This window comes from Streptomyces sp. NBRC 110611, from assembly GCF_001590865.1.
Taxonomy (GTDB): Bacteria; Actinomycetota; Actinomycetes; order Streptomycetales; family Streptomycetaceae; genus Streptomyces.
Genome location: NZ_BBUY01000002.1, coordinates 174060 through 200728, shown reverse-complemented (window position 1 = coordinate 200728; position 26669 = coordinate 174060). Strand labels below are relative to the sequence as shown.

Here is a 26669-nt window from a genome sequence, read left to right as displayed (position 1 = left end):
CGCCCGGCGCCGCGCCCTAGTCCACGAGGGACGCCCCGGCCGGGAAGCCCGAGGCGCGGGCCAGGGCCGCGGCCTCGCCGCGGGAGGCCACGTCGAGCTTCTTGAGGATCCTCCCGACGTGGAACTTGACGGTGTGTTCGCTGATGTGCAGCGCTTCGGCGATCGCCCGGTTCCGGTGGCCGTGGACCAGGTGCCGGAGAACGTCGAGTTCACGAGGGTGCAGGCTGCTCAGCGGATCGCTGCGCGGGACGTCCGGCGCCGCCAGCGGCAGCCGCACGGTGACGATCGTCCCCCATGCCGGCACCGCGTCGACGGTCAGCGTGCCGCCCAGCGCGACGACCCGGTCGGTGAGCCGGTGGACGGCGAGGGCCTCCGCGGCGAGCGTCCCCGGGCCGTCGTCGCGGATGACCATACGCAGCTCGGTGTCCTCGATGTCCCAGCTCACACGGATGCGGTCGACGCCGCCCTGCTCCAGCATCGTCAGCACGGTGCCGCGCGCGGTGGTGCGCGCTGCCCGCGCGATGACCGACGGGATCAGGCGCTGCGGGCTTCCCGGAGCGGAGTACTCCAGCGTGACATCGCCGTAGCGTGAGAGGAGGCTGAGCATGTCCGACAGCCGCCCGAAGGCGTCCTGGACGCTCTCCTCGGGCGCCGGCTGTTCGTCCTCGCCGGTCGCCCGCAGCTCGACCAGCGCGGCGACCGCGACATCCGTGGCCGTCCGCCGGGCGGCGCCGTCCTCCAGCGTACGGCTGCGGAGCACACCGAGCAGGGCGGTGAGCGTGGCGGCGTGCGCGTCGGCCGCGTCGGCCACGGCCCGGTCCCGCTCGCTGTTGGCGATCCACGGGGCGGCCATGTCGACCGGCACCGCACCGGGCAGCAGGTCGATGACCCGCGCGGTCGCCAGATCCCACAACTGCTGTACCAGCGAGAGCACTTCCGGCTCCGGTTCCCCTTCCCCGGGCGGCACCACGGCCAGCAGCGCCCCGGCCGACCCGGGCGGTGCGGAGGCCACGGCCAGCACCGGCCGCACCGAGCCGGCGAGGCAGGCCCCGCCGAACCACGGCTTTCCGACGTCGACATGAGTGGCGAGCGTCGCCAGCTCGGCGGTGGTGACATCACCGGTCAGCACGGGGTCGCCATGCCCCCAGTTCGCGGACTTGGGGCAGTCCCCGGTGAGCATCACCAGGGCCTCGTGCCGGACGAGGCCGGCCATCGCGGCCGACAGTGTGGGCAGGATCTCCTTCAGGGGCGCCCGCATCAGTTCCTTCGCCACAGCCAGCGTGCGCTGCGGGTCCCCCCAGTCCGCATACACCATGGGGGCATGGTAGTGGCTGCCCGGCCGTCACCGGCGAGCTTACGGGTGCACCCCCGGCGAGTGGCGCAGCCCTGGTCCGGTGGGCCGGTGGCTTTGATGGGCGAGGACGCGCAACGCGTCGGCGGAGGCCGGGTCGTTCGGGGTGTAGATCTCGACGCGGTGGTCGGGGCTGTCGGGCTGGAGCCACACCTGGTAGTCCACACTCACCGCACCGATGGTGGGGTGCTGCAGGTGCATGGCCCCGACGGAGCAGTCGGAGACGTCACCGGTGGCCCACATCGCGGCGAAGTCGTCGCTGCGCATGGTGAGTTCCCCGATCAGACCCGCCAGCCGGGCGTCGGTGGGGTACCGGCCCGCGGTGAGCCGCAGGTAGGCGACGTGGACGCGGGCGAGCTGGTGCCAGTTGCGGTACATGTCGCGGGTGAGGGGATCGAGGAAGAACATCCGCGGGACCGACGGACGCCGTTGCGGGTCCTGCGGCGCTTCGTAGGAGAGGTGCTCGGCGACGAGTGCGTGTCCGGTGGGGTTCCAGGCGAGTACGTCGCCGCGCCGGCCGAGGACGATCGCGGGGGTGGCCGTACCGAGTGACTCCAGGAGCCTGAGGACTCGCGGGTGCGGCTCCTCGGGAGGCGGGTCGCTCAGGCCGGGCCTGGCGCACTGCCGCGCGAGGTTGTGCAGGTGGACGGTCTCCACCGGGTCGAGCCGGAGCACCCGGGCGAGCGCGTCGAGGACCTGCTCGGAAGCGGTCTCGGCCTGGCCCTGCTCCAAGCGCGTGTAGTACCCCGCACTCACCCCGGCCAGCTGGGCGAGCTCTTCACGCCGCAGGCCGGGGACCCGGCGGGAGGTGCCGTAGGTGCGCAGGCCGATCTCCGCCGGAGTCACCCGGTCACGGCGGCTCTTCAGGAACGTTCCGAGGCTCTCCATGAGTTCGAGCCTAGGATGCCGGCCCGGCCGGTGGGTGTACCTGTCGGGTGTACCCACGGCACGGGGCTGTCTGCCGGCCGTCTCGCGTCGGACCGTCGACGGCATGACCCACCTGACTCAACAGCGTGTGCGCACCTCACCCGGCCTGCGGGCCTGGCTCGGGCTCGCGGTGATTCTCGGACCGGTCCTCCTCGTCTCCATGGACGGATCGGTCCTGTTCCTGGCCATGCCGCGGATCAGCCGGGCCCTCTCACCGACCGCCGACCAGACGTTGTGGATCCTGGACATCTACGGCTTCGCCGTCGGCTCCTTGCTGATCGCCTTCGGCAGTATCGGCGACCGCTACGGCCGGCTGAAGCTGCTGACGATCGGTGCCGCCGTCTTCGGAGCCGGGTCCGCCGGGGCCGCGTTCGCGCCGAGCCCGGAGCTGCTCCTCGCCTGCCGGGCGCTCATGGGGGTGGCCGGCGCGACCCTCCTGCCCTCGGCACTGGCCGTGCTGAGCGAGCTGTTCCCCGACGCCCGGCGCCGGGCGCAGGCCATCGGCATCTTCGCCGCCGCGTTCGCCGCCGGGTTCGCCGTCGGCCCGATCGTCGGCGGTGCTCTGCTGGAGCGGTTCTGGTGGGGCTCGGTGTTCCTGGTCAACCTCCCCGTCATCACGGTGTTCCTGCTGCTCGCACCGGTCCTGCTCCGCGAGGTCCGGGCGACCCGGCCAGGTCGCGTCGACAGCCTCAGCGTTGTGACCTCCGCCGGCGGACTCCTGCTCACGATCTATGGTCTCCAGCACGCCGCCGCGGACGGGGTAGCGGCCCTGCCGGTCGTGACGGTGCTCCTCGGCGTCGCGTCGCTGACGTTCTTCGCGCGCCGCCAGCGGCACCTGGAGCACCCGCTGATCGACATCTCCCTCTTCCGCGACCGGGTCTTCACCATCGCGGTCGTCACCGGTCTGCTGCCGCTGGCAGCGTGGTCGGCGACGGCGTACCTGGCAGGCATCTACCTCCAGTCCGTCCTGGCCCTGAGCGTCCTGCACGCGGCGCTCCTGGCGCTCCCCGGCGCGGTGGTCCTCACCGTCTCCTGTGTCGTCACGCCGGTGGCCGTCGACCGCATCGGCAAGCGGGCCGCGCTCATCGTCTGTCACTTCTCCATCGCGGCCGGTCTGGTGCTGTTGCTGCCCACGACGATCACCGGCGGGGCCGGCTGGTACATCGCGGCGACGGCCGTCACCGGCGTGGGTTACGGCATCTCCTTCAGCGTCGTCGCCGACACCGCGGTCGGGGCGGTCCCCACCGAACGGGCGGGGTCGGCCGGCGCGATCGCCGAGACCAGCAACGAGATCGGCAGTGCCCTCGGTGTCGCCGTCCTCGGGTCGCTCGCCGCGCTGGTCTTCCGGCTCCAGGGCCCGGATCTCGCCCCCACCCTCGACGAGACCCTCCAGCTGCCCGCCCTCGCGCCCGCCGCGGTCCAGGAGGCGAAGTCCGCTTTCGTCACCGGCCTGCACGCCGCTGCCGTGGCGGCCGGCCTGGCGCACGTCGTGCTCGGGACCGTTGCCGTCCGCCGCCTGCCGAGGCAAGGCGTGATCGGTGTGATCACGAAGGGTCGAGGTGGGTTGCCGAGTGGGTGAGGGCGTGGGCGGCGACGGAGCAACGGTCGGCGAGTTGCTCGACCTGATGCTGGAAGGCGGTTGCCTCCGGGCCGGTCCAGTGGACGGCGGCGGCGCTCGCGCGCAGTCGTCGGGCGTGGGACCGGAGGGCCGCGGCGTGGGCGCGTAGCCGGGAGGCGGCGGCGCGTCGGCTGTCCGCGGCCGGGCGGGGGGCGGGGACGGTGGCGGAGGGCGAGGCCGTCACAGGTTCCTCCAGGGGGCGAAGGCGTTGGAGATGCCGTCCAGCGCCGGGGCGAGCTCGGGATGGTGGCGCAGGAGGACGCGGATCATGCCGTTCCGGTCGATCCACTCCAGTCCTTCGGGCGAGTAGATCTCGGGCCGGTAGTCGGTGGTGAAGAAGCGGTCGCTCTTGAGGCGCCGGCTGGCCATGAGAATGAAGATGCGGAAGAGGGAGTCACTGAAGCCGAAACCGGCGGGGCGCGGTTCGGCGAGGTTGCCGACGAGGACGTCGACGCGGTCGAGGCGGCCCTCGTACAGCTCTTCCAGCAGTTTGGTGTCGGTGGGGTGGCCGCCGGTGAGTTCTTCGAAGGAGGCGACGGGGCGCTTGCGGAGCATCTTCCGGTAGGCGTTGTACCGGGGGATGCCGCGTTCGCGGTCCCGGAGGATGTCGACGGTACCCAGGTCGATCTGTTCACCGGTCAGCCGGGCCAGGTTGCGCAGCGCGTCGGGGTGGTTGTGCAGGACCAGGGCGCCGGGATGGGCGGTGCCGAAGCTGTAGAACAGGTCGCTCATGCCGTATGCGTCGATGGCGGTGCGGGTGGTGGCGCCCTGCATGTCGTCGAAGCCGATCGTCTCGCCGCGGCGCCCCGAGCGGTGGTCGCGAAGGGGCAGTTCATCCGGGATGAGGGGATGCAGACGGTAGGCGGAGACGAACTCCTCCGTCATGGAGAACGGGGCGGCGTGGTGGTGGGTCGGAGAGCCCAGGATGCCGCTGAGCATCTCGCCGCTGCCGACCCGCCCGTACTTCCTGCGGACCCAGCGGGGCAGGACGCCGTACCAGTTGGCGTTCATCGCCCGGTGCAGGACGGGAGTGTCGAGGATGCCCGGTGTCCACTCCACCGTGTGGATCTTGGCCATCAGAGCGGTGTTGACGAGCCGGGCGGTGTGGAAGAGCCGTTCGTCGTCCCAGGTGGGGTAGTGGGAGCGCAGGTGATCGCAGATCGCGTTGTGTTCCTTGGCGAACAGGGTGTGCAGCAGCGACAGGCCGGCCCAGTAGTCGCTGTTCATTCCGGTGGCGTCGAGGCAGGACAGGCCCGGTGCGGGATCGGCCGGCAGCCGGCCGTCCCGGATGATGAGCCGGCCCGATTCGCCGGTGCGCAGCGACCGGCAGCGTTCCTCGGTCGAGCCGTAGATCTGCGAGCCGTCCCACCAGTGCGTGACGGTGTTCTCGTAGGTGGGCGGGGCGTCGGGGGTGGTGTGTGCGACCGGGTCGGGACGGGTGCGATTGATGCGCATGGGGCACTGCCCCGCCCAGTCGTCGTCCTCGGCCAGGGGAATGGTGAAGGGTTCGGCCTGGTGGTTGTCGCCGTGGTTGGCCCAGCCGTGATTCTCGAACTGGATCCACGCGGCGGCCAGCAGGTTGAGGGTGGGCGCCGGGGTGAAGCTGCGCCGGGCCAGGAGGTGGCGGCTGATCTCGCGCGGGCTGGGTGACATCAGCTCGGCTTCGGGTTCCGGGAAGGCGAGATGGAGGGGGGCGTTGCGGTCGAGGCGGGTGCCGACCCGGCCCATGTCCTCGTCGTGGGGGTCGTACGCCGATCCGTCGTAGGACCGGTAGGGCGGGAGGTCGGCCGGGGCGCGGCGGGTGCGCTCGCCGCCGGCGCCGTAGGTGTCGTGGAGGTTGTCGCGGCGCAGGTCGTCGCGGAGCACGCGGAGGTTCAACAGGCCGAGCGGGGCGGGCAGTTCATGCCATTCGCGGCGCTGGTTGAGACGGGCGAAAGCCGCGGAGCCGAGGCGTTCGAGGAGGCCGGATGCGGTGGCGGGGTCCGGTGGCGCGGAGCGCGCCGGGTGCGCCGCGGGTGGGGGCCCGGACGGTTCGGAGGTGCCCGGCCGGGCGGCGGAGGCGGGGCCGTCGGACGTGCCGGTGGTGTGGGGTGAGGTGTCGGTCATGAGGAACCTCCGGACGGACAGTCGGCAGCGGATCGGGCGTATCGGGCGTATCGGGCGGATCGAACGGGGCGAGAGGGGCGAGCGGGGAGCGGGTCGCGGGGCGATCGAGGGGGCACGGGCATGGGCACGCGCCCTCAGCGGTCGTAGAGCGCGAAGAGCCGGGTGGCGGTCACCCGGCCGCGGTACGGGGCGAGCGCCGCGTCGATGCGGGCGCTCGTCTCGGGGAGGTCGAACGCGAGGTTGTGCGCGTAGCGTTCGGCCGCGTGACACAGCGGGAAGGCGTGGGTGTCGTCGGTCCAGGTGTACTCGGTGAACTGCGCCGGGAGGGCGTACGGCGAGACCGCTGAGCGGCCGTCCAGGCTGGGGACCACGTCGTGTTGGTTGACCAGCGAGAACACCCGGGTGTCCGGGTCGGCGGGGCGCTTGCCGTCGACGGGTGAGCCGATCGCCACGCTGTGCGTGACGCGGTACAGCGCGCAGAAGTCGGGGTCGGCGGCAAGGTTCAGCGCGGTGATGCCGCCGAGGCTGTGCCCGATGAGGGCGATGTCGGTTCCGGAGGGCACCAGGGTGCGCAGGGCCCGCGCGACGGCGCGCGAGTACGGCGTCGAGGTCCGGGCGACCGCGTGGATGGCGCCGAGCACGTCCTGGGGGCTGTCCTTGGAGATCGCGTCGGTGGCCATCCCGGCGAGCTGGACGACGTACCGCGTCACCGAGTCGGGGCCGGCCACCCGTTGGACGAGCAGCATCCCGCCGGTGCCGAGGGTTCCGATGTTGCGCACGTAGCCGACGATGGTGCCGGAGCAGTCGAACTCTGCCGGCAGGGACGGGTCGGGGACGACGGGTTCGGCCCGGCCGGGGCCGCGGTCGAGGAGGGCCCAGACGCGGGCGCTGACGCCGAGGAGCGGCTCCGCGCTGGTGAGGGGGCGGCCGGTGGCGATATCCCAGGCGGCGGCGTCGTTGAAGGGGTTCTCGTCGGTGAGCGCGTTCCACGCGAGGATGTCGCCGAAGGACGGTGCGAGCAGGGCGAAGACGCGTTCGGCGCCACGGCTGCGGATGATGGACCGGAAGGCGTGCAGCGCTTCGCCCTGCCGGTCGTCCTCGATGGCCTGCAGCACCCGGCCGGTGTCGGGGTCGGTGAGCAGTTCGGGATGGGTGACGGCCGCCGCTCGGATACGGGCCTTGAGCCCCGCCACGGCCAGGCTCACCGCGAGGCTCTCCCGGCTGGTGAGGACCCCGGCCAGCCAGGCGACGCGGGCCGCGGGGCTACGGCCGTCGAGGGCCCAGCCCAGTCCCGCCGGGTCGGTGAGGGCACTGACCAGGCAGCGCAGTGCCGCGCGGGCCCGGCCGCTGCCGAGCGCTTGTGCCGGGAGGCGGGCGCCCAGGGCGAGTTCGCTGGTGTACTGAGCGGCCCGGCGTACGGCGTCCGCGGCCTCACCCAGCTCGCGGCTCAGGTCGTGCAGCTCGGCCACGTCCGGTTCGGTGTCGGTCTGGGGCATGGCTGATGTCCCTACGGATGGTCGGCGGTCGGGCGGGGTCAGGCGCGGGCCAGGGTGAGGTGGATGCCGGAGGATTCCAGGGTGCCCGGCAGCGGCCGGTGCGGATCGAGCCGGGGGCGGCCCGCGGTGACGCGGTGCTCGCGGAGCAGCTGTGCGCAGACCTCGGCGGCGGCCAGGAGCCCGAGCCGGTCGCCCGGGCAGCGTCCCTCCCCGTGGCCGAACGGCGCCATCCGCGGGTCGTGGTCGGCGTCCTCGGCCAGCCAGCGGCCGGGGATGAACAGGCCGCCGCCGGGGACCAGTTGGCTGTCCCGTTGCAGGAACCCGATGGGGACGAGGACGTGCGTCCCGGCCGGGCAGGGGATCCCGCGCCAGGTGGTGTCGGTGCGCAGGATCCGCAGCAGGTCGGGCACGATGGGGTGGAGCCGGAGGCTTTCCAGCACACAGGCCCGCAGCCTGGTGGTGTCGAGGGCGTGCGGCGCCTCGTGCAGCGCTGCCTGTTCGGCGGGGTGGAAGGCGAGCAGCAGCAGCGTACGGGCGACGATGGGGGCGACCGTGTCGAGCGCCAGGAGCCAGTGGTGGGCCTGGCCCACGCCGTCGACGTCCTCGTCGCCGGCCGCGGCCGCGGTCCTGAGGCGCCCGAGCAGAGTGGGCGCGGGAGCGTGCGGGGCGTAGACGCGCAGCCGGGTGGTGGCGGCTTCGTACAGCCGCCGGCCGGCCGGAGTGGGGCCCCGCCGCACCGCTCCCCAGTTGCCCTCCTGGCGCAGCGCGAGCAGCCAGCGGTGCAGTTCCTCGTCACCGGCGGCCTGGTCGCCCAGTGTGATACGGCGGGAGATGCGCTGAACGGTGCGCCGCAGCCGGGCGTACGGCAGGGCGGGGCCGGTGGTGAGCCGGGTGCACTCCTCGGCGATGACGGTGCGGAACGTGTCCCAGGAGGGGTGGGTCTCCTCGCGGTACGCCAGCACCTGGTCGTTGACGGCGCGCCGCCTTTCGCGCAGGTCGCCGTGGGAGCAGACGACACCGGTGGGTTCGAGGACCGAGAGCATCCTGGTCTTGTCCACCGCGTCCAGGGCCAGTTCGCGCACCGGGCGGGCGAAGAACTCCTGGACGTCGGCGGGGTCGAGCAGGACGAGCAGATCACCGGAGGGCCCGCCGACCAGCACGGGGGCGCCATCGTGGCGAGCGCGCAGGGACCGCAGGGTCGCCGCCGACCAGCGTGGCTGCCCTGCCGCGCCCAGCAGTCTGGTGACCGCGGGGCGCGGGGACGGGACGCCTCGTGCGAAGGCGGGCAGGGTGTGGGTGAGGGCGAGGCGGAGGGAGGCGCCCCGGCTCGCGCGGCGCGGCGACACGACGGTGCGCCCGGACGCCGAACCGCCGCCTGGGGCGCCGGGGTCCGTGGAGCCGCCTGCGGAGCCGTCCGCGGCGCCGTGGGTACCGGACGGGCCGGCGGAGGATACGGGCCGGGTCACGCTTCCACGACCTTTCCCGGGTTGAGGAGGTTGCGCGGGTCGAAGAGCCGCTTGATGCCCTGGTGCAACGCGTGGCTCACGGCGTCGAGTTCGCGGCCGAGCCACTCGCGCTTCAGGGTGCCGATGCCGTGTTCGCCGGTGGTGGTGCCGCCGAGTGCCAGTCCCGCAGCCATGATGTCGTCGTAGGCGGTACGGGCCCGGCGCACCTCGTCGGGATCGGACTCGTCGAAGACCACCGTGGGGTGCAGGTTGCCGTCCCCGGCATGGCCGAGCGTGAAGATCCGCAGCCGGTGGTGCCGCGCGATCTCCTCGATCGTGCCGACGAACTTGGGCAGTTCGGACGGTGGCACGGCCACGTCCTCGATGAACGCCGTGGGCTGCCCGCCGAGGGACGCGGCGAACGCACCCAGCGCGGGGGACACCAGCCGCCGCGCCTCGATGATCTTCAGCGACTCCTCCGCGGTGCCGGCGGCCACCACCTGGCCGGCGCCGGCCTTCTCGCACAGCGCCTTCATCGCCGCGAGGTCCGGTGCCGGGTCGGGGGCGTCGCTCTCCACGATGAGGGTGGCGGCGCTGTCCGCCCGCAGCAGCGGGTGCCCGAACTCGGCGACGGCCTGGGACGTCGCCCGGTCCAGCAGTTCCACGGCCGAGGGGACGTACCCGCCGCCGGTGATGGCCGCGACGGCGTGCCCGGCCGCGGTCAGGCTGGGGAACTGCGCGAGCAGCGCGAGTGCGGGGGACCGGGCGGGCCGCAGGGCGAGCGTGGCGCCGACGATGACTCCGAGGGTGCCCTCCGAGCCGACGAAGAGCCGCGTCAGATCGTACCCGGCCACGCCCTTGGCCGTGTCGTGGCCGGTGCGCATGCGCCGCCCGTCGGGGAGCACCACGTCCAGGCCCAGGACGTAGTCGGCCGTCACGCCGTACTTCACACAGCAGATACCTCCGGCCCCGGTGGCGATGTTGCCGCCGATCGTGCAGGTCTCCCAGGACGCGGGGTCGGGAGGGTACGTCAGTCCGTACGCGGCGACGGCGTCGTTGAGGTGCTTGGTGATGACGCCTGGCTCGCACCGGACCAGCCGGTTGACCGGGTCGATGGTGCCGATCCGGTCCATGCGGGTGGTGCAGAGTACGACGCAGCCGTCGACCGCGTTCGCGGCACCGGCGAGTCCGGTGCGCGCCCCCTGGGGGACGACGGGGACACCGCACCGGTACGCGGTCCGCATCACCTCCTCGACCTGCGCGGCGGTGCGCGGGAGGGCGACGACGGCGGGCACGCCGGCCGCGGAGAACGGGGCGGCGTCCCGGGTGTGCGCGGCCAGTGTCTCGGGATCGGTCAGCAGGGTGTCGGCGGGGAGCCGGTCCCGCAGTTCGCTCAACAGCTGTGCAGAGTCAGGGGACATAAGCCTTCCAAAGGTCGTGCGGCAAGGGGGCTGGTTGCGCGGCCGTGGGAGGACGAGGGGAGGACGAGCGGATGGCGGAAGCCCGCCGGTGGCACATACCGAGGGGAGTCCGGTGGCTCGCATCGGGGGAACCCGGTGGTTCACATCGAGGGGAGTTCCGTCGTGATGGGCACGTCGATCAGCATCGGGCCCTCGTGCTGGGCCGTGGCGTCCCGTACGAGCTTCGTGAGTTCCCCGGCGCTCTCGGCGCGTACGGACCGGACCCCGTACCCGGCGGCGATCGCCGGGATGTCGAGTCCGGGAATCTCCAGGCCGGGAGCCCCCTGCGCATGTTCGAGCTGCGCGAACCACTCCAGGATCGCGTAGCGCGCGTTGCTCAGCACCACGAAGGTGACGGGCACGCGGTAGGCCGCCGCGGTCCACAGGGCCTGTACGGCGTAGTGGACCGAGCCGTCGCCCAGGACGGCGACGACAGGCCGGTCGGGAGCGCCGAGTTGCGCGCCGACGGCCGCGGCGGCTCCGAAGCCGAGCCCGCCGCCCGCGGAGAAGAGATAGGAGCCGGGGGCGCTGATCCGTACCGCCTGATGGAACTGCGGGACGTTGGACGGCGACTCGTTCACCCACAGCGTGTTCGCCGGCGCTCCCTCCGCAACGGCCGCCAGCGCGGCGCCGGGCGGCAGCAGACCGTCCTCCGTCTGCGGGGTGCGCACCGGCCGGTGCGGTGCCGGAGCGGGCTCCCGGTCCGGGAAGTGTGCGGCGAGCGCCCGGGCCGTCAGCGCGGGATCGGCGACGATCGCGTCACCGACCGGCGCCTTGGCGGCCTCGTCCGCGTCGCGTGTGAGGAGGACGAGTTCGGCACCGTCGGGCAGGTACGGGCCGGGCACGTAGGGGTAGTAGCGGAAGACCTGCGCCCCGATGACCACGACCAGGTCGTGGCCCTCCAGCGCGCGGGCGAGCGGACCGATGGCGGGCGGCAGTTCACCGCGGTACAGCGGGTGGTCGTGGGGGAAGGAGACGCGGGCCGAGGCAGGCGCTCCCCATACCGGGACGCCGGCCCGCTCGGCGAGGCGGACGACGGCGTCCCAGGCACCGGCGGCGTCCACGTCGTCACCGACGACCAGGACCGCGGAACGGGCCGCTGCGATGCGCTCGGCGAGCGAACGGACGGTCTCCGGGCGCGGGGCCGTGGCGTGCTCGACTCGGCGGGACGCCGTGGTCAGTGCGGCCCGGTCCGCCGTCTCCGTGATCGCCGCGTCGAAGTCGTCCATGGGCAGGGAGAGGAACACCGGCCCGTGCGGCGGGGTTTCGGCGAGCTGTACGGCGCGGGCGAGTGCGGATGGGACATCCGCCGGACGCGGCGGCTCGTACGCCCACTTGACGGCCGGCTGCGGCAGCAGTGCGGGCTGGGGGTTGGTGAGCAGCGCCTCCGTGGTCAGCATCGCCCGCACCTGCTGACCGGCGGTGACCACCATGGGGGTGCGGTTGGCGCGGGCGTTGAGAATGGCGCCCATCGCGTTCCCGGTGCCCGGGCCGGTGTGCAGGTTGACGAGGGCGGTGGTCCCGGACGCGAGCGCGTACCCGTCCGCCATACCGACGACGACGGCCTCCTGGAGGCCGAGGAAGTAGCGGAAATCGTCAGGGAATTGCTTGAGGAAAGGCAGTTCGGTCGAACCGGGGTTTCCGAAGACCGTGGTCATGCCACGTGCCCTCAGGACGTCGAGGGCGGCTTCCCGGACGGTGCGCATGGTGGTCCCTTCCCGCGGAGCTGACGGTGACGGTGGTTTCACAGCGCGTGAAGGTCAATACAGCACGATAGATACGGTCTGACAAAATGTCTGGATCTCTTCGTTTAACCCTCGCGCGAGCCGCCGCACCAGGCCCTTCTCGACGGCAGCGGCGAACTTCCGTCAACCACGTGTGCGTCAAACCCCACGTGCTGACGTTTCTTCCCGCGCTTCCCGGAGCCGGCGGGCGGCGACGTCCAGCCGCTGCTCACCACCAGATGCGCGTCCCGTCGTGGTGTGGTAGGCGTCCGCGGCCTCCGGTTCCCGATCCGGCTGCTCACCCGTTCAACGCACATCGGGTGCCGACCGCCGGTGGCCATGTGAGCCTGAAGGCCGGTGGACCGAGCGAGGGGATCGCCATGGCCACGAAACAGGAGGGCCGGCACACGGCGCAGATCTGAGGAGAGCCGCGAGCAGCAGGAAGCGGCGGTGCCGACGGAATCCGGGAATTCCACCGGGGGGGGTGAACCTGCCATGGAGGAGGACGACGCACGATGGCAACGCAAGAGAACATACGCTCCGACGAGGGGGCCGCCCCGGCGCATGGGTGGGTGACCCAGCCGCCGTCCCGGGCGGCTCTCCTGTTCAACGACGGCTATCCGTCCCAAGCGCTGGAGGCGGGCAAGTTCTTCCCGGCGACCCAGGGGGGCCTGGCCGATCCCCTACAGCCTTCCGACGTTCCCAGCGATACGCCGCCGCCGGACGGGAAGATCGCCAGTGCGGGCTACGCCCATGGCGGTGCCCCCGAGCTGGATGAGGTGCGGGACTGGAAGAAGGTCGATCTCGTATCGGGCGCGGAACTCAAGGTCGTCTGGAATTTCGAGAAGCGGCACAAGACGCGCCGCTACCACTACTTCGTCACGAAGAACGATTGGGATCCGTCGCAGCCGCTGTCGCGTTCCCAGTTCGAGGCCGAACCGTTCGCGAAGCTGGAGCCGAACGGGGACAGGCCGTACTGGGAGCTGCCGGACCCCCCGCCGCAGGAGCCGGTGGAACACACGATCACGCTGCCACAACGCGCGGGCTATCACGTGGTTCTCGGCGTAGGGGAAGTGGCGGACACCGGTGCCGCCTTCTATCAGGTGATCGACGCGAACTTCGCCTAGTGCGAAGTCGGGCACAGTGGGCGTCTGACGTGCGCGTCCCCCCAGCGCTCCCGATACAGGAGTCCGGCCGGCTCCAGCTCCGGCAGCAACTCGGCGCCGGTCACCGGGAATCCGGCGCCGTCATCACACACGAGGCCAGCATCACCGATTCCGACCGGACGGCCGACCGCAGCCGCGCCGCCGCCCCGGCCAGGGGATGGCGATACCTGAAATCGGCCACCTGCCATCGGCAGGGAGGACGAGCTGTGGCAGCCGGGCCGTAAGAGAGGGAGAACATGCCCAGTCCGACCGCAACGATTACCGCCCCGGCGAGCGATGTGCCCATGGCAGTCACGGCTGCCCATGCGTGGCAGGGATACCACTGTGAGTCCCGGCTGGTGCGCACGGCCGCCCCTCGTATCGCGCCCGTCGTGCTGGTGGGAGGCGCGTTCCAGACCAAGGAGACCTGGGGCCGGATCGAGACCGGCTTCCTCGCCCATGCCGATGTGCTCGCCGTCGATCTGCCCGGCTCGGGCCGGGCGGACGTCCTCCCCGACCGGCACGGGGTCGACTTCCTCGCCGACGCGTTGTGTCACATCCTGGACGAGACCGGCATCCAGGAGGCCAACGTCGTCGGCGGCTCCTACGGCACCGCCGTCGCCTACACCCTCGCCCAGCGCCACCCCGACCGCGTCCAGAAGATGGTCCTGGCCGGCACCATGACCTTCATACCCGACCACGTCCGCGCCGCCACCGGCCGGGCCATCGAGCTGTTGTACGCCGGACGGATGGAAGACTTCGCCGACCAGGTCCTCGACCTGCTGCTCAACCCCCACCCCGCCGGGCCGGTGACCGCCGGAGCACGGATACGGCAGACCATGCGGCGCCGGCTGCTGGCGCTGCCCCCGCAGGAGGCCGAGCAGGCTGTCGCGAACACCACCCGGCTCCTCACCCGGCAGACGCTCGACATGACCGTCGCCCCGTCGATGCCGGTCCTGGTCACCACCGGTGAGCACGACCACTTCACCACCCCCGACCTGTGCCGCGCACTCGCGGCCACCTGCGCCGACAGCTGGTTCACCACGGTCACCGACGCCGACCACATGATGCCCTTCGAGCGCAGCACGGAGGTCGTCGATCTGTGCACCCGCTTCTTCACAGGTCAGTCCCTGACCGGCCTCGACTACGCCCGCGACGCCGAACGCGTCTCCCTGCCCGCCACACTGGCCTGAACGCCGTGGGCGGTGCGGCTACCGCTTGGCGTCGCGGTTGAAGGCGGCTCGGGCCCAGAGGTAGCCGGCCAGGGTGAGGCCGAGGCACCAGGCGAGGGCGAGCAGTCCGCTGTTGCCTATTCCGGTACCCATGAGCAGGCCGCGCAGCGTCTCGATGACGGGTGTGAAGGGCTGGTACTCGGCGAACCAGCGCAGTCCGGCGGGCATGGACTCGGGCGGGACGATGGCGCTGCCGAGGAAGGGCAGGAAGGTCAGGGGCATGGGCAGGTTACTGGCGGTCTCGACGTTCTTGGCGATCAGGCCCATCGCGGCGGCCAGCCAGGTGAGTGCCAGGATGAGCAGGGTCAGTACGCCTGCGGTCGCGAGCCACTCCACGGGGGTGGCAGTAGGGCGGAAGCCCATCAGCAGGGCGACGCCGACGACGAGCGCGATGCTGACCAGGGTCTGGAGGACGCTGCCGACGACGTGCCCGGTCAGGAAAGCGGCGCGGGAGATCGACATCGTACGGAACCGGTTGACGATGCCCTCGGTCATGTCCGAGCAGACGCTGATGGCGGTGGACAGGGCGCCGGACGTCGCGGCCATCAGGATGATGCCGGGCGCCACATAGTCGATATACGCACCCCCCTGCCCGCCGCCGTTGGTGGATGTGCCGCCGATGCCGTTGCCCAGGGCGCCGCCGAAGACGTAGTTGAACAGCAGCAGCATCACCAGTGGCATGGCGACGACCGAAACCGTCATGGACGGATAGCGCAGGGCGTGCTTGAGGTTGCGCCGCACCATCGTCGTCGAGTCGCGGACGGCGTAGGAGAGGGTGCTCATCGGGCCTGGCCCTTCTGGGAGTTCAGCGAGTTGTGGGAGGTGAGCGAGGAGGTCGGCGAGTTGTGAGAGGTGAGCCCGTGGCCGGGCTGGGACCGGTCGGTCAGGGCGAGGAAGACATCATCGAGATCCGGGGTGTGCACGGTGAGGGCCTCGGCCTTCAGCGACGCGTCGTCCAGGGCATCGAGGACGGCGCGCAGGGCCGGGATACCGCCGTCACTGGGAATCAGCAGGGTGAACTCTTCGCCGTCGGGCACTGCGGATCCGAAATCGTCTGCCGCGGAGCCGAAGAGCGCCGCCGCCGCAGCCAGGCCACTCGCGTCACCGAACCGCAGACGGATATGGCCACCGGGTATGAGGCGCTTGAGCTCCTCCGCGGTACCTTCCGCGACCAGCTTTCCGCGGTCCAGGACGGCGATGCGGTCGGCGAGTTGGTCGGCCTCCTCCAGGTATTGCGTGGTCAGGAAGATGGTGATGCCGTCATCGGCGACCAGGGCACGGATGATCTCCCACATCGTGCGACGGCTCCGCGGGTCCAGACCGGTCGTCGGCTCGTCGAGGAAGATGACGCGCGGCCTGCCGACCAGGGTCATCGCCAGGTCGAGCTTGCGCCGCATACCGCCCGAGTAGGTGGACACCGGCTTTCTGGCCGCCTCGGTCAATTCGAAGCGCCGCAACAGCTCGTTGGCGCGGCGTCGGCCTTCACGGCGGGGCAGGTGGAGCAGGTCCGCCATCAGCATCAGGTTCTCGTGGGCGGTCAGAAGGTTGTCCACCGCCGCGAACTGACCGGTCACGCCGATCGCCGCGCGGACGCCGGCCACCTCACGGCGCAGGTCATGGCCCGCGACCTGCGCCTGGCCGGAGTTCGCGGAGATGAGGGTGGAGAGGATCTGGACGGTGGTGGTCTTGCCCGCACCGTTGGGCCCGAGCAGCGCGAAGATCGTGCCTTCGGGGATACGCAGGTCGATGCCGTCGAGCACCACTTTGTCGCCGTAGGACTTGGAAAGTCCGGTGGCAGTGATCGCCAAGGCGCCGACGTCGGGGACCAGGGCAGGCGTGGCGGACATGGCAGGCGCGGCAGTGGGTGTGCTGCCGGTCGTCGCGGGGTGAGCGCGGGACGTAGAGGTGGAGACGGGCATGGCGGATACAGCCTCCGTGCTGAGTGGGGTGCGGTGCGGTGAACGGCGTCGTATCGCCGACACGGATGGAGCCGTCGGCGCTCTCGGCGTCGACCCCGACGCGAGACCGACAATGCCATCATGGCATCAGTGTGACGCCATGGCAAGGCTTGAGTGGTGTCGATATGGCGCTCTAGGTGTCATGGTGGCACCATCCGCCGATGACCTGCATATATAGCCAATAGGGCGGCTTAGCCGTGATCGTTATCGGTGTCACCTATAGTCGATCGCATGGCTCTGGAACTGCGTCACCTGCGCTACCTGCTCGCCGTGGCCGACCATGGCAACTTCACCCGTGCCGCCGAAGACCTGCACATCTCGCAGCCCACCCTGTCGCAGCAGGTCAAGCAGCTGGAACGCACCCTGGGTGAGCAGTTGCTCGACCGTACCGGCCGCGCCGTACGGCTCACCGACGCCGGCGAGACGTACGTCCACCACGCCCGGCGTGCGCTATGCGACCTGGCCGCCGCCGAACGCGCCCTTCACGACGTCAAGGACCTCTCCCGCGGCCACCTGCGGCTCGCGGTCACCCCCACCTTCACCGCCTACCTGGTAGGTCCGCTGATCGCCGACTTCCATGCCCGTCATCCCGGCATCACCCTGACCGTCCGGGAGATGCCCCAGGAACGCATCGAGCCGGCCCTCCTCGCCGACGACCTCGACCTCGGGATTGCCTTCGCCGGCACCCACCTCCCCGGTGTCCAGGCCACCGCCCTGTTCACCGAAACCCTCAGCCTCGTCACCGGCGCTCATCACTCCGGCGCCGCCCAGGGGCAACCGCTGCCCGTCCGTGACGCGGGGCTGCTCCAACTCGCCTTGCTCAGCCGCGATTTCGCCACCCGTACCCATATCGACGCCTACTTCGTCCAGCACCGCGTCAGCCCCCGCATCGCCGTGGAGGGCAACTCCATCCAAGCCCTTGTCGAAATCGTCCAGCGCACCCCGCTCGCCACCGTGCTGCCGGACGCTCTCACCCACGACCACCCCCACCTCACTCCCACCCCTCTCGACCCTGCGATCCCCGCCCGCACCGTCACCCTCCTCCGGCGCGCCGACGCCTACCAAAGCGCTGCCGCCCACGCCTTCACCCGCCTGACCCACGACCTGATCCGAGCCCGCGCCTACCCACCCGCCTGACCCGGCAACACCCGGCCGGCCGGCCCCGCTACGCGGCCTTGAGCCGCGTGAGCCGGACGGGTGGAGGGGGCTGGCTGCTTCGATAATGTGCCGCCATGGGGTCAGAAATGTCGGTAATGACTGGAACATCAGCAAAGTTGGGCACGTCACGAGTGGCGTCGTGGGTCCGTCCGGTGCCGGCCCGCACCGCCCGCCGCTGATGGCCGCGCCGCCGGACACCGCGCCGACCGGGGAGGGCCCCGCGGCCGTCACGGTCTGGCTCTGCCCGCACGAGGCGGTCCCGCCGCTGCTCGCCGACACGCTGGCGCTGCGGTGGCTGGACCACGACGAGCGGGTGGCGGGAGCGCGGCTTCGCTCCGAGCGCGACCGCCGCCGGTACCGGGTCGCCCGCGTGCTGGTACGGCGGGTGCTGTCGTTGGAGACCGGGATCCCCGAGGCGGAGCTGGACATCGCGCGTTCGGCGTGGGGGCGGCCCTACCTACGGGCCCCGCAGGGCGGATTCCCCCGCGGGGAGAAGAGCCTGGACTTCAACCTGTCCCACACCGACGGGATCAACGCCCTTGCGGTGACCCGCCACGGCCGCGTCGGCATCGACGTGGAGCGGCTCACCCGGCCCGCCGGGCGCGGCCCGGAGGCGGTCGTGACGGTGTTCGCGGACGAGGAGCGCCACCGGCTGCGGGCACTGGGGGAGGGCGGGCCGCGCAGGAGAGTGGCGACCCGGCTGTGGACCCTGAAGGAGGCGTATGTGAAGGCGCGGGGGATCGGGCTCGGCCTGCCCTTCGACTCTTTCGCCTTCACGTTGGACGACGCCGGACGCGTCGTCAGTTTCCGTCCCCCCGAGGACGATGTGGCCGCACGCTGGCGGTTCCTGGGATTCGAGGCCGGCCCCGACGCCATGGTGGCGGTCGCCGTGGAGTGTGACGGGCGGGGTGGGCATACCGCGCTCGTGAACGAGGGCTTCCCCTGGCAGCAGGGGCCCGCACAGCGGCTACGGTTCGACTGACGGGCGGCCGGGGCCTCCGGTGCGCGGGGAGCCGGAGCGGGAACCGGAGGGCGAACCGGCAGAAGCTCCGGGAGTGAGGCCTGGCTCTGTTGAGCGTATCGTTGAGTAAGGACATCGTAAGGACAACAGTGAAGCTCCTCCGAGGGGGCCAGGAACCCGGCTGAGCAGCCGAAGAAGCGGCGGCGGTGGGTGAGGGAGTCTTACGAGACCTCACAATCCCCGTCGTACCTGCGGCCGCGGGGCCGGGGAGATGAGGCGTCCGGGCGAGCTCGTCACATCGGCGCTGGGTAGCAGCTGGGACCGCACGCCGAGACGGGGTTACCCGGCTACCTCTTGCCTGAGCCAGTGTTGCCGCCGGCCCACCAGGTGTGGGTCGGGCGTCACGATCAGAGCCGTCTGGCGTCCCCGGGCCTCCCCAGCGATGCGGAGATGCCATCGCGATACGGAGCCGCCGTTTTGATACGGAGATGCCGTCGCGATGCGGAGATGTCATCGTGCGCAGAGGAGATGCGTTGTGCGCATATTTGCACCGCCTCGTCCCCACCACTTCCCGGCCAGTAGAGGAAAGCCGTGAAGACCGTACCGGGTCGCACCCGAATCGAATTCACCAGCACCGGTAGTTGCCTGCCCGGGCTGTTGAGGCAGCAGGCCGAGGCGCGGCCCGATGCCGTGGCCGTGGTCTCCGGCGACCAGCGGCTGACCTTCCGCGAGCTCGAGGACGCGGTGCGCCGGCTGGCGGCACGCCTCGGCCAACTCGGCGTGTCCGCGGACGCTTGCACCGGCGTGTTCGTCGAACCGTCCCTGGATCTGATGACCGCGATGTGGGGCACCCTGCTCGCCGGATCGGCCTACCTGCCGTTGTCGCCGGAGTACCCGGAGGACCGGCTCCGCTACATGATCGACGACAGCCGTACCCGAGTCATCGTCACCCAGGACCACCTGGCGGCCCGGCTCGCCGAGCTGGCCCCGCCGGGCACCCGGATCGTGACCCCGGCCGACGCACCGGGCCGGACCACGTTCGCCGCCCCGGTGGCGGTGCGGCCGGACTCGCTGGCGTACGTCATCTACACGTCCGGCAGCACCGGCAGACCCAAGGGCGTGATGATCGAGCACCGCAGCATCGCTTCCCAGATGCGGTGGATGCACGCCTGCGGGCACCTGGGCCAGGGCACCACCGTGCTGCAGAAGACGCCGATGAGTTTCGACGCGGCGCAGTGGGAGATCCTCGCCCCGGCCGTCGGCAGCCGGGTGGTCATGGGCACACCCGGCATCCACCGGGACCCGCAGGCCCTGATCACCGCGGTCCTGGAGCACGAGGTGACCACGCTGCAGTGTGTGCCCACACTGCTCCAGGCGCTCCTGGACACCGAGAAGTTCGGACGGTGCACCTCGCTGCGGCGGGTGTTCTCCGGCGGCGAAGCGCTGTCCTGGCGGCTCGCCCGTGCGCTCGCCGACGAGCTTCCGTGGGTCTCGCTGGTCAACCTGTACGGTCCCACCGAGTGCACCATCAACGCCACGTCGTGCTGGGTGGATCCGAACGCGGCCGGTGACTGCGGGAGCAGTGTGTCGATCGGGGTGCCGGTCGGCAACACGGAGTGCTTCATCCTGGACGCCGACCTCGCGCCGGTGGACATCGGGGAGACCGGCGAGCTGTGCATCGGCGGCGTCCAGCTGGCCCGCGGCTACCTGAACCGTCCCGAGCAGACGCAGGAGCGCTTCATCGCCTCGCCGTTCGCCCCCGCGGAGCGCCTGTACCGTACCGGCGACCTGGCGTACTGGAACCCGGACGGCACCATTCAGTTCGCCGGCCGGGTCGACAACCAGGTCAAGCTGCACGGCTGTCGCGTCGAACTCGACGAGATCGCCCTGGCCATCGGGGAGCACACCTGGGTCAAGCGCGCGGCGGCGGCCGTCACCGACAACCGGCGCACCGGCTCGACGCATCTGATCGCCTGCGTCGAGCTGAACCCCAAGGAAGCCGCGCTGATGGACCAGGGCAGCCACGGCGCCCACCACCAGTCCAAGGCCAGCCGGCTCCAGGTCAGGGCACAGCTGTCCAACCCCGGTCTGCGCAGCGGTGAGCAGCTGGCCGGCCGTCCGGTGATCGAACTGCCCGGCCGGCAGGAGACGTCCCGGCAGCGCCGGGAGGTCTTCGCCCGCAAGACCTACCGCTTCTACGACGGCGGCCCGGTCACCCGGGACGTCGTGCTGGCCCTGCTCGCCGAGCAGCCGGCCGGCGGCGCGCCCCGTGCGCCCGGCGAGCTGACGTTCGCGGAACTGGGTGAGCTGCTCCGCTGGTTCGGCGCGTACTACAGCGACGAGCGGCTGTTGCCGAAGTACGCCTACGCCTCTCCGGGAGCCCTGTACGCCACACAGCTGTACCTGGAAACCGGCGGAGGCCCGGCGGGACTTGAGGCAGGCGTGTACTACTACCACCCCGTCGACCACACCCTGGTGCGTACCGGGCCGTCCTCCCGCCGTCCGGACGGCGGTCGGCTGTCCGTCCACTTCCTGGGCCGCCGGCAGGCCATCGAGCCGGTGTACAAGCACAACATCCAGGAGGTCCTGGAGATCGAGACCGGGCACATGGCCGGCGTCTTCGAGGAGGTCCTGCCGCAGTACGGGCTGACCATCCTGCCGCTGGCCCACGACGCATCCGTCAAGGACCGCCTGGACGTCTCCGACGAGGACCCCTACCTGGGCACGTTCGCCATCCGCCCGGCCGGCGGGGAACCCTGGCCGGACCCCACGGAGATCTATGTGCAGTCCCACCCGGGCCGCGTCCAGGACCTGCCCGCAGGCCAGTACCGCTACACCGGCGGCGGGTTGGAGCGCCTCTCGGATGACCTCCTGCTGCCCCGACATGTCATCGCCATCAACCAGCAGGTCTACGAGCGGGCCAGTTTCGGCATCACCGCCGTCAGCCGCGCCGACCAGCCGTGGCTGGAGTACATCGCGCTGGGCAGGAAGCTCCACCATCTGCAGCGCAACTGCCTGAACCTCGGCTTCATGTCGTCGGGATACAGCTCGAAGACCGGCCATCCGCTGCCCGCCGCCCTGCGGATGGACGACATCCTCGCCTCCTGCGGCATACCCACCGGCCCTTCGTACTTCTTCCTCGGCGGCAGGATCAGCGATGAGCAGATCCGCAGCGAGGGCATGCGTGAGGACACCGTCCACATGAGGGGACCAGCCGAGATCATCAAGGACGAGCTGGCCCGTACCCTGCCCGACTACATGGTTCCCGACCAGGTACTGGTGCTCGACCGGCTGCCGCTGACCGCGAACGGCAAGGTCGACATCGAAGCCCTCACCGCCTGCGAGCAGGTGCGTTCCGCGGACACCGCCGTTCCCTACGTGGCCCCGGCCACACGGTACGAGAAGTGGCTCGCCGAGGCGTGGGGCAAGGCCCTGAAGTACCGCACCGTCTCGGCCGAGGACGACTTCTTCGCCTGCGGCGGCGACTCGATCACCGCCGTCGAACTCGTCAACGCCATCAACCGCGAGTTCGGCACCCGGCTTCCGCTGCAGGTCATCTTCGAGCACCCGAGACTGGCCGACCTCGCCGCCCGCATCGCGGACGGCACCGCCCGGCCGTCCTCCCGGCTGGTACCCCTGCACGAGACGGGCGACGGCCGGCCCGTCTTCTGCTGGCCGGGACTCGGCGGCTACCCCATGAACCTGCGCCTGCTGGCCCACCGGGCGAGCAAGGGCCGCCCCTTCTACGGGATCCAGGCCTACGGCATCAACGGTGGCGAGGAACCCCACCCGACCATCCGGGACATGGCCGCCGCCGACCTCACCGAGATCCGGCGGGTCCAGCCCGAAGGGCCCTACACCCTGTGGGGCTACTCCTTCGGTGCCCGGGTCGCCTTCGAGACGGCCTGGCAGCTGGAACAGTCCGGCCGGCAGGTGGACGACCTGCTGTTGATCTGCCCCGGCAACCCGAAGGTCCACCATGCCAACGCCGACCGCCACGGGCGCCAGGCCTCCTACGCCAACCCGGCGTACCTGACGATCCTGTTCTCCGTCTTCACCGGATCCATCACCGGTCCCGACCTCGACCAGTGCCTGGCAACCGTCCGCGACGAGGACGGCTTCGTCACCTTCGTCCACCGCCTGCTCCCGGCACTGGACGAGCGGTTGATCCGCCGGATCACCCGGATCGTGGCGCGGACGTACGAGTTCCAGTACAGCTTCCGTGAACTGGCCGAACGGCGGCTCCACGCACCGGTCACCCTGGTCAAGGCCACCGGTGACGACTACTCGTTCATCGAGAAGAGGTCCGGCTACTCCGCCGCCGTCCCGACCGTCATCGACCTCGACGCCGACCACTACAGTGCGCTGAAGGAGACGGGCATCACCGAACTCGCCTCGGCCATCCACACCCGCCTGAACACGCGGCAGCCGGTCCGTATCGAGCGGAGCCCTGTCGGGTCAGCCGGGCCTGCGGCGCGGAACGGGCGCCGGTGGATGCGGGGCGGGGGAGGCGGCCGGGACCGCGGGCAGCCGGAGGGCGACGGCCGATGAGACGGCCAGGGCACCTGCGAGGACGACGTAGACCGCGCGGTAGCCGCCGGTGGCGTCGGTGAGGTGCCCGGTGAGAGAAGGGCCGGCGAAGCTGGCCAGGCTGCCGACCGCGTTGACTCCGGCGATGCCGGTCGCCGCGTGGCGACCCGCCAGAACGCCGGTGCACCGGCTCCAGAAGGCGGGTCCGGCCGCCACGCTCCCCGCGACCGTCACGACCAGTGCGGCCAGGGTGAGCACCGGCAGGTCGGAGAGCGCGGCCAGGACGGCGGCGAGCGTGGCGATCGCGAGGGGCACCGCGATGAGCGACGCCCCGGTCCGGGGGCCGGCCCGGTCGCTGTAGCGGCTCCAGCCGAGCATGGCCAGGGCCGCGGCCACGGACGGGAGGGCGGCGAGCGCGGAGACCCCGGAGGTCCCCGCACCGGGGAAGAGGACGCCGAGGGCCTGGGGAAGGAAGAAGTGCAGCGAGTACAGGGCGAAGCACGCGCCCGCGTGCACCACGGCGAAGGGCGTGGCGCGGCCGAGCGCGGCCCGGCCGGGTGCCGCGCGGCCCGCGGAGGGGGGTGGGGCGTCCTGGGCCAACTGGGCCTCGAGAGCGTCGCGTTGGGCGGCGGTCAGCCAGGTGGCCTGGCGTGGCGTGTCGGGCAGCAGGCGCAGCGCGGCGATCCCCAGGACGACCGCGGGCGCGGCCTCGATCAGGAACATCGACCGCCAGCCGCTCAGGCCGAGGAAGCCGGAGTGTTCGACCAGCAGGCCGGAGGCGGGCAGGCCGATGGCGGTGGACAGGGGAATGGCCAGCAGGAAGACGGCCAGGGCGCGGGTGCGTTGCCGGGACGGGAACCAGGCGGCCAGGTAGGCGACCACACCCGGGAAGAAGCCCGCCTCGGCCAGTCCGAGGAGGAACCGGGCCGCGTACAGGCTGTGGGCCTCGGTGACGAACGCGGTGGTGGCCGAGCACAGGCCCCAGGCGATGACCACACCGGACAGCCAGCGGCGGGCGCCGAACCGGCCGAGGGCCACGGCGGCCGGGATGTGGAAGAGGACGTAGCCGAGGAAGAAGATTCCGGCGGCGGTCCCGTAGGCCGTGGCACTCAGGTGCAGTTCGGTGTTCATGGCCAGCGCGGCGACGCCGATGTTGGCGCGGTCGAGGAAGTTGACGACGTACAGCACGAACAGCAGCGGCAGCAGCCGCCGGGCCACGGTGCGCACCGCCCCCTCGCCCGCCTCGTCCGTGTGCCGGCCGGCCGTCCCGCACGTCGCCTCCGCCCCGCCGGCGCCTGCTCCGACTTCCGCTGTCATCGGTCGCTGCCTCCGCTTCACCGGTCGCATCGTGCCTGGCCCTTCGACGAATCCGAGGGACGAGGGCAGGGTATGCGGCATAAGCGGTGCCGGGGGCGAGTCGACTCGAACGGGTGATACCGGGCGTTACCGGGCCGGCTGGTACGGGACCGGCACGGATGAGGGCGCTCCGGGCGAGCAGGCCCGAGCCCGGCCGGTGTCCAGCCGGGGCGCATCGCTCGTTCGGCGTCCGCGTGCCCCTCAGCGCCTCGCCCGAGCCGTGCCTAAGCTCGCGCTGTGCCGAGCTTCCTCAAGCATTTCTTCGTCGGGCGCCCGCTCAGAACCGCTCAGATGGGCGAGACGCTGCTGCCGAAGCGGCTGGCGCTGCCGGTGTTCTGCAGCGATCCATTGTCCTCGGTCGCCTACGCCACCGAGGAGATCCTGCTGATCCTGGCGTTCGGCGGAACGGCGCTGCTGCACCTGGCCTGGTGGATCGCCGCGGTCATCGTCGCACTGTTGGTGGTGGTGATCGCCTCCTACCGCCAGACCTGTCACGCCTACCCCAACGGCGGCGGCGCCTACGCGGTCAGCACCGACAACCTGGGACGGACCGCCGCGCTCACCGCGGCCAGTGCGCTGCTGGTCGACTACGTCCTGACCGTGGCGGTCTCCGTGGTGGCCGGCGTCGCCGCCATCACCTCGGCCGCACCGGCGCTGGCCGAGCACGCCGTGCCGCTCTCGGCCGGCTTCGTCGTGCTGCTCATGTTCATGAACCTGCGCGGCGTCAAGGAGTCCGGCCGGGCCTTCGCCGTCCCCACCTACGGCTTCGTGCTCGGCATCTACGTGATGTTCGCCTTCGCCGCCGCACGGCTGCTGTCCGGCCACCCCATCCGCGCCGAGTCGGCCGATCTGCCCGTCCACGCCGTCGGCAGCTACGCGGGCCTGGCGCTGGTCCTGCTGGCCCTGCGCGCCTTCGCCTCCGGCTGTACGGCGCTGACCGGCGTCGAGGCGATCAGCAACGGCGTGCCCGCGTTCGCCAAGCCCAAGAGCCGTAACGCCGCCACCACCCTGGCGATCATGGGCGTGTTCTCGGTCTCGATGTTCGTCGGCATCACGGTGCTGGCGCTCAACTACCGTGTACACGTCGCCGACCGCCCCACCGAGCTGGGCCTGCCCGCGGGCACCTCCCAGCCCACCGCGCTGGCCCAGATCGCCCGCGCCAGCTTCGGTGACGTCCACGTCCTCTTCTACTACGTCCAGGCGTTCACGGCCGGGATCCTCATCCTCGCGGCCAACACGGCCTTCAACGGCTTCCCGATGCTGGCCTCGCTGCTGGCCAGAGACCGCTACCTGCCCCGTCAGCTGCGCAGCCGCGGCGACCGCCTGGTGTTCTCCAACGGCATCATCCTGCTGGCGCTGGCCGCCATCGGCCTGATCGTCGCCTTCAAGGCCGAGGTCTCCGCCATCATCCAGCTCTACATCGTCGGCGTCTTCGTCTCCTTCACCCTGTCCCAGGCCGGCATGGTCAAGCACTGGAACAAGGAACTGGCCCGCACCATCAGCCCGGCACAGCGGTGGCATATGCACCGCTCGCGGGCGATCAACGCGATCGGCGCCGTCTTCACCGGGATCGTCCTGGTGATCGTGCTCATCACCAAGTTCCTGCACGGCGCGTGGATCGTCACCCTCGCGATGCCGGTGCTGTTCTTCCTGATGAAGGCCATCCGCCGGCACTACGACAGTGTCGCCGCCGAACTCGCCGTCCCGGGCGACGCACCGGCCGAGCGCCCCTCACGCAACCACGCCGTCATCCTCGTCTCCAAGATCCACGCCCCCACCCTGCGCGCCATCGGCTACGCCAAATCCATCCACCCCGACACCATCGAGGCCCTGACCGTCTCCGTCGAACCCGACGAAGCCGACAGCCTGCGCGACGCCTGGGACGCCCACGGATTCGACGTCCCCCTGGTGGTACTCGACTCCCCCTACCGCGAAATGACGCGGCCGACCCTCGACTACATCCGCAACCTCCGCCGCGAGAGCCCCCGCGACGTGGTCACCGTCTTCATCCCCGAATACGTCCTCGGCCGGTGGTGGGGCCAGCTCCTGCACAACCAGAGCGCGCTGCGGCTCAAGGCCCGGCTGTTGTTCACCCCCGGTGTGATGGTCACCAGCGTGCCCTACCAGCTGGACACCGCCGGCGGGCAGAGGAACCTTTGCGCCTGATCGTCACTCGCCGGGACGCCAGGGGCCGCGGTGGCC

General features: G+C 71.4%; 18 protein-coding genes. 7 read left to right on the top strand and 11 right to left on the bottom strand.

Going from position 1 to position 26669, the window contains the following annotated elements; translation table 11 throughout:
• Positions 1-16 precede the first annotated feature (16 nt).
• Together AZE13_RS05415 and AZE13_RS05410 are read right to left on the bottom strand one after the other, a co-directional pair.
• Positions 17-1315 carry a helix-turn-helix transcriptional regulator gene (locus AZE13_RS05415; RefSeq protein ID WP_066927514.1) on the bottom strand — a complete coding sequence of 433 codons (1299 nt, stop codon included), beginning with the start codon at positions 1313-1315 and terminating at the stop codon, positions 17-19.
• A gap of 39 nt (positions 1316-1354) precedes the next feature.
• Positions 1355-2239 (bottom strand): helix-turn-helix transcriptional regulator, encoded by an 885-nt coding sequence (locus tag AZE13_RS05410; protein ID WP_066927512.1) that lies wholly within the window; start codon positions 2237-2239, stop codon positions 1355-1357.
• Between the two features lie 103 nt (positions 2240-2342).
• On the opposite strand from AZE13_RS05410, the gene AZE13_RS05405 reads away from it, so the two are divergent.
• A complete protein-coding gene (locus AZE13_RS05405; protein ID WP_258527596.1) occupies positions 2343-3857 on the top strand; it encodes an MFS transporter in 1515 nt (504 codons plus the stop codon).
• On the opposite strand, the gene AZE13_RS05400 is transcribed toward AZE13_RS05405, so the two are convergent.
• The 6 genes from AZE13_RS05400 to mdlC form a co-directional block, all read right to left on the bottom strand.
• On the bottom strand, positions 3823-4080 hold the full coding sequence (locus tag AZE13_RS05400) for a hypothetical protein (protein ID WP_066927509.1): 258 nt from the start codon (positions 4078-4080) through the stop codon (positions 3823-3825). The two genes, AZE13_RS05405 and AZE13_RS05400, sit on opposite strands and share 35 nt — an antisense overlap.
• On the bottom strand, positions 4077-6002 hold the full coding sequence (locus tag AZE13_RS05395; RefSeq protein ID WP_258527595.1) for a peroxidase family protein: 1926 nt from the start codon (positions 6000-6002) through the stop codon (positions 4077-4079). The genes AZE13_RS05400 and AZE13_RS05395 overlap by 4 nt, the downstream gene beginning before the upstream one ends.
• 134 nt (positions 6003-6136) lie before the next feature.
• A complete protein-coding gene (locus AZE13_RS05390) occupies positions 6137-7498 on the bottom strand; it encodes a hypothetical protein (protein WP_066927507.1) in 1362 nt (453 codons plus the stop codon).
• Positions 7499-7536: 38 nt separating this feature from the next.
• A complete protein-coding gene (locus AZE13_RS05385) occupies positions 7537-8964 on the bottom strand; it encodes a cytochrome P450 (RefSeq protein ID WP_066927505.1) in 1428 nt (475 codons plus the stop codon).
• The gene (locus tag AZE13_RS05380; RefSeq protein ID WP_066927502.1) at positions 8961-10364 is read right to left on the bottom strand and encodes an FAD-binding oxidoreductase; all 1404 of its coding nucleotides are present in this window, start codon (positions 10362-10364) and stop codon (positions 8961-8963) included. The genes AZE13_RS05385 and AZE13_RS05380 overlap by 4 nt, the downstream gene beginning before the upstream one ends.
• A 140-nt stretch (positions 10365-10504) precedes the next feature.
• Complete coding sequence (gene mdlC / locus AZE13_RS05375) at positions 10505-12109, bottom strand: benzoylformate decarboxylase (RefSeq protein WP_066927500.1); 1605 nt, start codon at positions 12107-12109, stop codon at positions 10505-10507.
• A gap of 533 nt (positions 12110-12642) precedes the next feature.
• Between mdlC and AZE13_RS05370 the strand changes: the two genes are divergently transcribed.
• Together AZE13_RS05370 and AZE13_RS05365 are read left to right on the top strand one after the other, a co-directional pair.
• The gene (locus tag AZE13_RS05370) at positions 12643-13254 is read left to right on the top strand and encodes a lytic polysaccharide monooxygenase auxiliary activity family 9 protein (protein ID WP_066927498.1); all 612 of its coding nucleotides are present in this window, start codon (positions 12643-12645) and stop codon (positions 13252-13254) included.
• Between the two features lie 323 nt (positions 13255-13577).
• The gene (locus tag AZE13_RS05365; protein ID WP_066927495.1) at positions 13578-14465 is read left to right on the top strand and encodes an alpha/beta fold hydrolase; all 888 of its coding nucleotides are present in this window, start codon (positions 13578-13580) and stop codon (positions 14463-14465) included.
• An 18-nt stretch (positions 14466-14483) separates the two neighbouring features.
• On the opposite strand, the gene AZE13_RS05360 is transcribed toward AZE13_RS05365, so the two are convergent.
• Together AZE13_RS05360 and AZE13_RS05355 are read right to left on the bottom strand one after the other, a co-directional pair.
• Entirely contained in the window at positions 14484-15287 is an 804-nt protein-coding gene (locus tag AZE13_RS05360; RefSeq protein ID WP_066927493.1) for an ABC transporter permease, read from the bottom strand.
• Positions 15284-16351 (bottom strand): ATP-binding cassette domain-containing protein, encoded by a 1068-nt coding sequence (locus tag AZE13_RS05355; RefSeq protein WP_066927491.1) that lies wholly within the window; start codon positions 16349-16351, stop codon positions 15284-15286. The genes AZE13_RS05360 and AZE13_RS05355 overlap by 4 nt, the downstream gene beginning before the upstream one ends.
• A 342-nt stretch (positions 16352-16693) precedes the next feature.
• Here AZE13_RS05355 and cynR point away from each other — a divergent pair, with 342 nt between their 5' ends.
• The 3 genes from cynR (at position 16694) to AZE13_RS05340 (ending at position 23132) form a co-directional block, all read left to right on the top strand.
• Positions 16694-17599, top strand: a complete 906-nt coding sequence (gene cynR / locus AZE13_RS05350; protein ID WP_066927489.1) for a transcriptional regulator CynR — start codon at positions 16694-16696, stop codon at positions 17597-17599.
• Between the two features lie 160 nt (positions 17600-17759).
• Positions 17760-18602, top strand: a complete 843-nt coding sequence (locus AZE13_RS05345; RefSeq protein ID WP_107288256.1) for a 4'-phosphopantetheinyl transferase family protein — start codon at positions 17760-17762, stop codon at positions 18600-18602.
• A gap of 570 nt (positions 18603-19172) precedes the next feature.
• Positions 19173-23132, top strand: coding sequence for an amino acid adenylation domain-containing protein (locus AZE13_RS05340; RefSeq protein WP_079123721.1), 3960 nt, complete (start codon positions 19173-19175; stop codon positions 23130-23132).
• Here AZE13_RS05340 and AZE13_RS05335 read toward each other — a convergent pair.
• The gene (locus AZE13_RS05335) at positions 23040-24428 is read right to left on the bottom strand and encodes an MFS transporter (RefSeq protein ID WP_066927487.1); all 1389 of its coding nucleotides are present in this window, start codon (positions 24426-24428) and stop codon (positions 23040-23042) included. The genes AZE13_RS05340 and AZE13_RS05335 overlap by 93 nt on opposite strands.
• Positions 24429-24758: 330 nt before the next feature.
• Between AZE13_RS05335 and AZE13_RS05330 the strand changes: the two genes are divergently transcribed.
• Positions 24759-26633 carry an APC family permease gene (locus AZE13_RS05330; RefSeq protein WP_066928462.1) on the top strand — a complete coding sequence of 625 codons (1875 nt, stop codon included), beginning with the start codon at positions 24759-24761 and terminating at the stop codon, positions 26631-26633.
• Positions 26634-26669 lie beyond the last annotated feature (36 nt).

Coding starts and splice junctions, on each gene's coding strand:
- AZE13_RS05415 (WP_066927514.1), bottom strand. CDS start 1,315: ATGGTGTATGCGGACTGGGGGGACCCGCAGCGCACGCTGGCTGTGGCG.
- AZE13_RS05410 (WP_066927512.1), bottom strand. CDS start 2,239: ATGGAGAGCCTCGGAACGTTCCTGAAGAGCCGCCGTGACCGGGTGACT.
- AZE13_RS05405 (WP_258527596.1), top strand. CDS start 2,343: ATGACCCACCTGACTCAACAGCGTGTGCGCACCTCACCCGGCCTGCGG.
- AZE13_RS05395 (WP_258527595.1), bottom strand. CDS start 6,002: ATGACCGACACCTCACCCCACACCACCGGCACGTCCGACGGCCCCGCC.
- AZE13_RS05390 (WP_066927507.1), bottom strand. CDS start 7,498: ATGCCCCAGACCGACACCGAACCGGACGTGGCCGAGCTGCACGACCTG.
- AZE13_RS05380 (WP_066927502.1), bottom strand. CDS start 10,364: ATGTCCCCTGACTCTGCACAGCTGTTGAGCGAACTGCGGGACCGGCTC.
- mdlC (WP_066927500.1), bottom strand. CDS start 12,109: ATGCGCACCGTCCGGGAAGCCGCCCTCGACGTCCTGAGGGCACGTGGC.
- AZE13_RS05370 (WP_066927498.1), top strand. CDS start 12,643: ATGGCAACGCAAGAGAACATACGCTCCGACGAGGGGGCCGCCCCGGCG.
- AZE13_RS05365 (WP_066927495.1), top strand. CDS start 13,578: ATGGCAGTCACGGCTGCCCATGCGTGGCAGGGATACCACTGTGAGTCC.
- AZE13_RS05360 (WP_066927493.1), bottom strand. CDS start 15,287: ATGAGCACCCTCTCCTACGCCGTCCGCGACTCGACGACGATGGTGCGG.
- AZE13_RS05355 (WP_066927491.1), bottom strand. CDS start 16,351: ATGTCCGCCACGCCTGCCCTGGTCCCCGACGTCGGCGCCTTGGCGATC.
- cynR (WP_066927489.1), top strand. CDS start 16,694: ATGGCTCTGGAACTGCGTCACCTGCGCTACCTGCTCGCCGTGGCCGAC.
- AZE13_RS05335 (WP_066927487.1), bottom strand. CDS start 24,428: ATGACAGCGGAAGTCGGAGCAGGCGCCGGCGGGGCGGAGGCGACGTGC.
- AZE13_RS05330 (WP_066928462.1), top strand. CDS start 24,759: ATGGGCGAGACGCTGCTGCCGAAGCGGCTGGCGCTGCCGGTGTTCTGC.